The sequence below is a fragment of the Fuerstiella marisgermanici genome, from assembly GCF_001983935.1.
GTDB lineage: Bacteria > Planctomycetota > Planctomycetia > Planctomycetales > Planctomycetaceae > Fuerstiella > Fuerstiella marisgermanici.
Window position 1 is genome coordinate 5,353,566 of sequence record NZ_CP017641.1, and the last position, 8,935, is coordinate 5,362,500.

6 protein-coding genes, 2 tRNA genes and 1 rRNA gene (1 of these 9 running past the window's edge) are annotated in these 8,935 nt (G+C 55.8%); 4 read left to right on the top strand and 5 right to left on the bottom strand.

From position 1 onward, the window contains the following. Nucleotides 1–37 precede the first annotated feature (37 nt). From Fuma_RS19930 to Fuma_RS19940, 3 genes are read right to left on the bottom strand one after another with little or no spacing between them, the layout of a single operon-like run. Nucleotides 38–1,312 (bottom strand): hypothetical protein, encoded by a 1,275-nt coding sequence (locus Fuma_RS19930; RefSeq protein WP_077025666.1) that lies wholly within the window; start codon nt 1,310–1,312, stop codon nt 38–40. Beyond that, nucleotides 1,309–1,878, bottom strand: coding sequence for an anti-sigma factor family protein (locus tag Fuma_RS19935; RefSeq protein ID WP_077025667.1), 570 nt, complete (start codon nt 1,876–1,878; stop codon nt 1,309–1,311). The genes Fuma_RS19930 and Fuma_RS19935 overlap by 4 nt, the downstream gene beginning before the upstream one ends. A gap of 2 nt (nt 1,879–1,880) precedes the next feature. Then, the gene (locus Fuma_RS19940; protein ID WP_229360691.1) at nt 1,881–2,489 is read right to left on the bottom strand and encodes an RNA polymerase sigma factor; all 609 of its coding nucleotides are present in this window, start codon (nt 2,487–2,489) and stop codon (nt 1,881–1,883) included. A 360-nt stretch (nt 2,490–2,849) separates the two neighbouring features. Between Fuma_RS19940 and Fuma_RS19945 the strand changes: the two genes are divergently transcribed. Beyond that, on the top strand, nt 2,850–6,398 hold the full coding sequence (locus Fuma_RS19945) for a YhaN family protein (RefSeq protein WP_077025669.1): 3,549 nt from the start codon (nt 2,850–2,852) through the stop codon (nt 6,396–6,398). Between the two features lie 22 nt (nt 6,399–6,420). Here the strand turns inward: Fuma_RS19945 and Fuma_RS35350 are convergent, their stop codons facing one another. After that, entirely contained in the window at nt 6,421–6,591 is a 171-nt protein-coding gene (locus Fuma_RS35350) for a hypothetical protein (RefSeq protein ID WP_158521070.1), read from the bottom strand. 91 nt (nt 6,592–6,682) lie between these two features. Further along, nucleotides 6,683–7,573: a DUF6677 family protein gene (locus Fuma_RS19950; RefSeq protein ID WP_077025670.1), complete on the bottom strand. Its 891-nt coding sequence runs from the start codon at nt 7,571–7,573 to the stop codon at nt 6,683–6,685. 360 nt (nt 7,574–7,933) lie between these two features. On the opposite strand from Fuma_RS19950, the gene Fuma_RS19955 reads away from it, so the two are divergent. The 3 genes from Fuma_RS19955 to Fuma_RS19965 form a co-directional block, all read left to right on the top strand. Continuing rightward, nucleotides 7,934–8,007: transfer RNA gene (locus tag Fuma_RS19955), tRNA-Ile, on the top strand. Nucleotides 8,008–8,090: 83 nt separating this feature from the next. Further along, nucleotides 8,091–8,163, top strand: a tRNA-Ala gene (locus Fuma_RS19960). A 303-nt stretch (nt 8,164–8,466) separates the two neighbouring features. Then, a 23S ribosomal RNA gene (locus tag Fuma_RS19965) occupies nt 8,467–8,935 on the top strand; it runs 2,291 nt beyond the window's last position.

The following is an 8,935-nucleotide window of genomic DNA, read 5'->3' on the forward strand; positions in this document are numbered from 1 at the left end:
GCGATCTAACGACCGGTGCCCAACCGGCTTGGCGGCCTTATCTGTCGTCGCCGCCTCTTTGGCCTGGATTGCGATCCCGGTTGTCGCTGCCTCGCTCACGGCCGCCGGATTCATTCCGTGGCGAGCCATCTCGTCGAGGTTCGCTGCGGCCGTCACGCCGCTCTTCGCCCGGCCGCCCACCTCGCGGCGGGCCGCTACCCGGCCGACCGCGATTCCGCGACCTGCCCGAGAACATCTGTCGGTAGTTGTCCCGGATGTTCTGTAGATCCTCGGCGATGGCTGCAACCGCCGGATCTTTTGCGGACGTTTGTTCGATAAGTCGGCGTTCCAAGTTCTTTTCAGCCTCGCGAGCATCGCGGCTCATCAACTCGACCTGCTCGCTGCGATCAAGCTCGTCAAACATTGCGATCAGAACATCCCGCTGTCCGCTTAGATGCTTGATTCGAAACAAGGAATAATAGTAATCCATCGCCTGGTGAAGGACCGTCATCGCCAAGATCCGGGGCCACATACGCTGCCAGCCCCCAGACCGATCCGGCGATTCACCTGATGTGAATTCTGTCCTGAACTGGTCGAAACGCTCTCGATCTGACGACAGAATCAAAGTGTCTGAGACTGCCGATTCAATCCGGGAAACCAGCGAGTTATCTACTGGGTTTTCATCTGAACGCCCAAACCCTAAAGCCAATTTCTTCTGCAGCCAAATCATGATGGCGAGTGCCCGTTCGCTACCCTGATCTGCGCCCGACAACCCGGCCAGTTGCGTTTTCAGCTCCTGTGGTCGTTGATCTTCTGGCAATACCTCATCCAGAAACTGCTGAAAGACGCGTTCGTCTGTCCGAAACAACTCGTGCCGGCCAGCAAACGGTGAGCGGCTTCGGAACTTAATCACAAATTGCCCTGGCTTGTTACGAGTCTCGAAATACACCTCTTCCACTCGGTCGACCCAGTCTTCGACGAATTCGTTTCCTGACGGCTTTAACTTGTTTTTGTCGTCAACATCCAGCGTTAGCCACCAAGCGTGCAGCCGTTTTAGCTTGTCCTGTAATTTGGGGTCAGCCTGCAGCGAAGCGTGGATATCCTGCAGACGGTCGAATTGTTCGGGAGACGTCTCCCGGTTGCTATTCATCCCGTCAGCACGGTTCAGCAGGCGTTCCTGCTCAACAGCGTCCAGTGCCTCAAACTTGTCGCGAACCTCCGCCTCTGCAGCTGCCTGAACTCGATGCTGCCACGCTCCGAATGCGTAAACGACCGCCACACCCAGCAGTAGCGCAACCAGCGGGATGCACCGATCTTTCATTGCCTGGCTCATTCGACACCACCTTTCTGCACGGCGGCCTTCGTCGCACTTGGGTCTTCGGGAAGCTTGAGCTCCCTCAGACTGTCCACGTCCGGAATGATCGAATACAGGTCCGTATTCTGCAGCAGTTCAAAATTTTCCAGCACGGCTCGATTAATTGCTGCGTCGCCACGTTGCTCGCGCCTGTCCCACGCGGCATGACTGAGAAAAAGCCCCGCAGCACCGCCAATTAGCCCGGCAACAAAGCAGGGCACAATGCGATACCGAGCCATGGCCTGCTTAAATTTCCGAAAGTTGGCGTCAGGGCGAGCTGATTCGGCAGACACGCTCTCAGCAGAAATACTGGCCAATGTCGCCTGGGTAAATTGCTTGCTGGCAGAAACGTCGTCAAGAGCATCCAGCATCGACCATGTCCGCGACAGGATGTCGGCGTGGCTGCGCATGTCCGGATCGTTAATGAGACTCTGCTCGACCGCATTCATCTGCGTGTCGTCGAGTTCGCCATCGAGATAGCTGACGAGCTGCGTTTGCCGTTCGTCCAGAATCTCTTCGTCTTCGATGTGAGGATTTTCGACCATCGTCAAACGTACTTTTCCAGGGCCTCTTTCAGTCGTCCTCGCGCTCGTGCGAGCAGGGATTTCACCGCCACGACGTTCAGATCCATGATGTCGCCGATTTCCTGATAACTCATGCCCTCAAACTTGTGCAGCAGCACGGCCATCTTCTGGCGCTCGTTCAAAGAATCCAAAGCTTCACGGACAACATCCTGGGCTTCACGGGAATCAATCTGTCTGGTCGGCATAAGTGCCGATTTTTCTGCCAAAATCTCTTCTTCCGCCCGAACTTCGTGCTCAGAGCCGTTCGATCCTGAAAGCGGGACCTCTCGTCGCCGTGCCAAACCTCGCTTCTGGTTGCTGGCGTAGTTGTGAGCGATTCGAAACAGCCAAGTCGAAAAGCGAGCCGTCGCGGTGTACCGTTCTCGCGATTTGTAGACTCGCAAAAACACTTCCTGAGCCATGTCTTCGGCCAGCGTTCGGTCACGAACAAGGTGAAAGAAAAAGCCCAGCAGACGGTCCTGATACCGCTTCACCAGTTCTGCAAACGCCTCATCTTCTCCCGCAACCACGCGCAGCATTAGCTGTACATCGGGGTCAGCGAGGTACTGATTCGGAAGGGATTGCGAAACCAAAACCAGCTCCCGGCCCGCAATTCGCGGACCAAGCCATGGGATAAAAAGCCATCCTGCAGCAGCACAATGGTTCAGAAACGATCAACCGGCGGGGTTTCTACTCTACGGCGAAAAGCCGTGAATTGACAGAGACCGTTAGCCAGGTTCCATCGAAGTACGTCGATTTTCCCCGCAGCCAAGCATACCGGCCGTGCCCCGTTGAGTGTTTGCTTGACCGTCACTGCCACACAGCGATACTACCAATTCGCCAAAGCGTGGTTGAAATTGTGGCGCCAACCCAGGTTGTGGGAAATTTGTGCCAGCCGCCCAACCGCGAATTGTGTCCGCCATCGCGTTTTCTCAATCCCACGGAAGCAAACATTGCGAATTCGCCGTCTGGACCTGCTGAGCTTCGGGCCGTTTTCGGGGCAGTCTTTGACCTTCGACGACGGAGATTTCGGGCTGCATCTTGTGTACGGCCCCAACGAAGCGGGAAAGAGTTCATCGCTGCGAGCGCTGCAACAATTGCTATTCGGGATCGCTCCTCCCACAAAGTGCCGCGACGATTTCGTGCATAGCCACAACGATTTGCGAATCGGCGGCTTGTTTGAAGACCGCGATGGCCGAATGCTGGAAGTGATTCGGCGGAAGGGTGGGCAAAATTCACTGCGGGCAGCAGACGACAAGACTGTCGCCGACCCCGAGCAGCTCAACGAAATGCTGCACCACATGGATGCTCGCCGCTTTCGCACGCAGTTTGGAATCGATTACCAGCAGCTCGTGGCCGGCGGGCGCGACATTGCAACGGGGAAAGGCGATCTGGGCGCTTCGCTGTTTGCCGCCGGCTCCGGCACGGCCGACCTACAGAAAGTCCTGAAAACCCTGGAAGAAGACGGCGAACGTCTTTTTAAGGCAACCGGCAGAATCCCGGCAATCAACAAGGGCCTGGCCGATTTGCGAGCGGCTCGCAAACGCGTGAAAGAAGCGCAACTGGCGGGCAGCGACTGGCAGCGGCACGATCAGGAACTGAAGCAATTTCACGAAAAAAAGGCTGTCGTTGATGCAGATATGGCCCGCCTCCAGGCCCAACTAAACCGCCTGCAACGGTTTGCCGATGCGTTGCCCGTCATTGCAGAATTGAAACCGCTGCGAAAAAAGCTTCAGAACCTGACCACCGTTCCAAGACTGCGGCGTGAATTCGGCGATGAGCGACGTGAAGCGGCCGCCGATCTTCGTAACGCTCAGTCCACGCAAACGAGACTCCAGCAGGAAATCCAGGCGTTAGAACAGTCACTGTTGGAAGTTAATGCGCCTTCAACGCTGTTGCAGCACAGTTCCGCCATTGAAGAGCTGTATGCCGAACTTGGCCGATATCGCGGATTGCAAAAGGAATGCCCCGATCTGCTAATTCGCCGCCAGCAATACGAACAGCAGGCTCTTCGCCGACTGCAGGAGCTCGGAAAACCGGCCGACCTGAAATGCGCCGAGGAACTTCGGATCGGGCCGGCCGAACGTCAACGGATTCGGGAACTTGGCGAACAACGTTCGGGAATCTTCCAGGCGGTCAGCGAGGCAACAAACCTTCTGGCAGATCGATCTCAAAAACTGAATGACGTCACTGCCGAACTTGCGTCGCTGCAGGAACCTAAGGACGTGGCACCACTACAGCGAGCCATTCAACGCATTAACCGCCAGGGCGACCTGGACCAGCAACTCAGTGACGCACAACAACTGGCCGACAACACCCAATCGCAGATCGAACGCGACCTGAAAAAACTCCCGCTCTGGGCGGGCTCACCCGAACAATTGGAGGTTCTGCCGCTGCCGTCAACCGAGTCGATCAATCGGTGCGAGCGGCAAATTGAGGAACTGGCGGACCGGGAAAGGGACGCTCAAAAAGAACGCCGCCGGCTTCAGCGTGAACTCAATCGCATCACGGGCAAGCTTGAGGACATCCGGCTCCAACAGGATGTCCCCACAGAAGCAGAATTGACAGAAGCTCGACAGCTTCGTGACGCCGGTTGGAAACTCTTGCGGCAGCACCTTGATGGAGACGGTGACGATTCGGCCGTTTCTGAATTCATTGCTAAATTTGATGGCACCGCCGAATTGACGACAGCCTTTGAAAAGGCCGCCAGCCAGGCAGATGACATCGTCGACCGGTTGCGTCGAGAGGCCGATCTCGTTGCCCAAAAGGCCCAACTTCTTGCCGATATGCATCTCACTGAACGCGATCTCGCCGCCAGCGGGCAAGACCTTGACGAACTTCGCAAGTCACACTCCGACGTCGCGAATAGCTGGACACAGCTTTGGCAAGCGTCCAGCATTCAGCCGCTGCCGCCCCCCGACATGAAAGCGTGGCTGGAACAGCAGGCCGCGCTAGTGGAATCACTGGAAGACCTGCGGCAGCAGCAAGCAGCTGTGACTGCGCTAAACGCGGAACTGGAAAATTGCCGGTCAATCCTGTGCCCATTTCTGTCACCAGAGGCGGGCGTTTTGTCCGACAAACCGCTGAGCAACCTGATCGACTTATGCCAGCAACAGATCGACCAGCACGGCAAAGCCGCTCAACAACACACAACACTGCTGCAGCGATTGAAAACGCTTGAAGCCGAGACAGCAACGGCTGAACGCCAGCTGGAAACCGCCAAGGCAGAACAGCAAACATGGCTGACGCGATGGGCGGACGCTGTCGCCGTTCTGGGCCGCGAAGGTGACCTCACCCCGGCCGAAGCCGGCGCGCTGCTGGACGCGGTCGACGAGTTGTTCGACGACATTCGCAACGAACGAAAAATTGCCGAACAGGCTGAAGCGAAACAGGCCGAGGCCGCCGAATACGACCAATCAGTGCGACATGTGACTGAGCTGGTAGCTGTAGAAATCGGGGACATGCCGATTGCCCAAGCGGTTGCTGACCTCAACGACCGCCTCACCGGCGCTCGCACCCAACAAGCGACGCTAACGGGGCGGCAAGAACAGATAGAAAACCTGACACGACAGCTGACCGACGTCGAGCAGAATATCCTGAATCAGTCGGCGTTACTGGACGAACTGTGTCGAGAAGCCGGCGCCGACAAGATCGAAGACTTACCCATTATCGAACAGCAGTCTGACGAGCGGCAACGGCTGGAAGAATTGCTGGCGAACCGAGAATCCGAAGTCCGGCGGCTAGCTCGCGGAACAGACCTCGAAACGTTCATCGCTCAGGCGGAAGCCGAAGATGCCGATCAACTGGAACCGCAGATCGCGCAACTAAACGCTCAGCTACGGGAACTGAAACCGGACGGCGACAGGCTGTCGGAGTCGATCGGTAGCCTCCGCAGAAAGCTGGACGAAATGGACGGCAGCGCGGCGGCTTCCCATGCAGCCGATGAAGCTGAAAGCATCCTCGCTAAGCTGCGCAGCGACGCAGAACAGTTTGTGCGAGTGAAGCTGGGCGCAGGCATCCTGAAAAGATCCATCGAACGTTATCGCGAGCGAAATCAAGGCCCGGTGCTCGAACGCGCCAGCCAATTGTTTGCACAATTAACGCTGGGCGCATTCGACGCACTGCAGGCGGACTACGACGACAACCACAATCCCATTTTGGTTGGCGTGCGCCCGGAATCACGGCGACTCGTCCCCGTCGAAGGCATGAGCGAAGGAACGTGCGATCAGCTGTACCTTGCGTTACGGATCGCGAGCCTGGAAGCTCACTTCGCCCAATCGGATCCAGTGCCCTTTATCGTGGACGACATTCTCATTCAGTTCGACGACGCTCGCTCTGTGGCAGCTTTAGAAGTCCTGACCGAACTTTCTCGCCAGACGCAGGTGATCATGTTCACCCACCATCGCCATATCGTGGATTTGGCGAATACACACCTTGCCGAAACCGGAGCACTATTCACGCAGTCGCTGGCGGACGCGCAAGTCGTAAAGCCAGAAGTGTAACTGCCGAATTCCGCCAGTGTTCTCAGGATGACAGATACCACAGGATGGCGTACAAAATCGCCAGCCCCGTGATTGTCTTCACAAACATCATGGTGGCACTCTGGAAAATCCGTGCGGGCATTTCGTAGCGAGTCGTGCAGTACACGAGGCTTATGACTGCCGTTAGCGGAACTGAATAAAAGAGCGAAGGCATGAACAAGCACCATTCAATATAGGCGGGCGGATGTACCTGACGTGAGCAACAGGGTTGGACCAGCTTTCAAACGCGGCCACCACAGGCAGCGCTAGCTGTCTTTATCGGACTTGGTTTTCGCAGTGTCACTGTCATCATCTTCGTCTTCGTCGGGCTCTTCATCGCCGTAACCATACGCTGGCCCGTCGTACGCGTCCCAAATGGCCATCAGATTCAGCAAACCGGCAATCCACGTAAATACGCAGGCGATATCAAAGTGCTGGCTAAGCTTTCCATGCAACCGGTCCAACTCAGCATTGTCGCGCGGAGCCTGGTACCAGTTGTGGAATGGCCGAGCCACGCTTCCCAGCAATTCTGTCGGGCCGCCTTCCTGTGCATCACCGTCACCGTTGAAGAAACCGGTTACATGCGCCTCACGCCGCGGCGAACCAAACACTCGTCTGCCGAGGACGACATCTCCATCGATGGGGCCGCCGACCGTCCGCCCGTCAAGAGTCTCCCCTTGAAACTCACCTGAAACGCCTCGGCCACCATCGGAAGGCCCCAATTCGAGTGTGCCCGTCACAGGTATGAAGTGACCGCCGTGCCGCATGGTTCCGGAAAAATCACTCCGGAACTCGGATTCGACTCCCTGCTCAACACCGTTGTTCGACGAAAACCGAGACTGCTGGAGCAAAGCTGGCAACGCTGGCAAACCAACAAGCACCTGCGCTGCGTAGCCGTACGAATAGTGTGAATTAATTTGACTCTCCGCAGTCTGCATCTGCAGCGATGCGTGATTCTGAGTCGAATACACAACCTGACTGTAAACAGGCTGCCAATCGCCAAGCACCATTCCAGCGAAGAACAGCGACAGAATGCAGGTGAAATACACACCCGCCTTTAGCCGACGCCCTTGATAAAAATGGCCAGCACCTGGCACCAAGAAAGCCAGCAATGCGGCCAGCTCACGCGTTCGAAAATTGATCCGCGGATCTCTCATAGTAACTTCAGTTCAGCAGCGGCATGGACCGGAAGGAGGGAACAAACGCCTCGACCAACAAATCATAATTGCCTTCCGCTATACGGTGCCAGTCTGATGCTCGGGCCACAAACGGTTTGCAAAAATGCGGAAGCGTCGAAAAGTGCACAAATCTGGAAGTCGCCGCTCAACTTGCCCATAGAAACGCCCGATACCCTTGAGACTCAACAGGAACGACGAGGAAACATGAACCTCAATCACTGTGTGAGTGTCACCTATTCGCCGTCCAGCCAATACGCTCAGGCGAATTCCGTGAGATTATGCGTGCAGGGCTGGACATACGAGGAATCCGTTGGCAAAATGCCCGGCTCGCAAAAAGTCGGGTGTGTAGCTCAGCTGGTTAGAGTGCGGCTCTGATAAAGCCGAGGTCGGAGGTTCGAGTCCTCCCACACCCAATGCGATTTGAAATTTGAACATTCAAATTTCAAACGGCACGTTTTGATACCTGCACAACAACAGGTATCAAAACAACCAAAGCGGGGACGTAGCTCAATTGGGAGAGCGCCGCCCTTGCAAGGCGGAGGTTGTCGGTTCGAGCCCGATCGTCTCCACTGGGAAATCTTCAAAAAAAGAAGAGCAACACTGTTGACCGGCGAACCAGTCGACGATACAGTTCCCCGCTCGCGAAAACGAGGCGACTCGGAACGCGAGACAAGATCTTTGACAATTTGAAAAAGTCTAAGTGGCATCTAAATTGCGTTTTCTCGCGATGGCAATGTGGCCAAACTCTGTGAGTTCTTTGAGTTAGGTCAGTGCGAACCCTTCGGGGGTATCGGACAGCATTAGTCGTTGCAGCGTAAATATCGTTACCATGTTTGAATCAGAGGAACGGCCAACTGGCCGTGAATCTTTGTGGTCAAGCATGTAAGGGCGTATGGGGGATGTCTAGGCGTCAAAAGGCGATGAAGGGCGTGGAAGGCTGCGAAATGCCTGGGGGAGTTGTCAAACGAGCGTTGATCCCAGGATCCCTGAATTACTGCATGTTGAATACATAGGCATGCAGGGCGAACCCGGAGAACTGAAACATCTAAGTACCCGGAGGAAAAGAAAGCAACAGCGATTCCCTAAGTAGCGGCGAGCGAAATGGGAACAGCCCGCTGATCGCGAAAGCCAGAAAAATCCGATGGAATGCGGAACCATAGAGGGTGAGAGTCCCGTATTTGAAAGCGAAGATGATCAGCTATATGAGTAGGGCCGGCCACGTGAAATCCGGTCTGAACATGGGAGGACCATCTCCCAAGGCTAAATACTCTTTGACGACCGATAGTGAAAAGTAGCGCGAGCGAAAGATGAAAAGTACCCCTTCTAGGGGAGTTAAAAGTA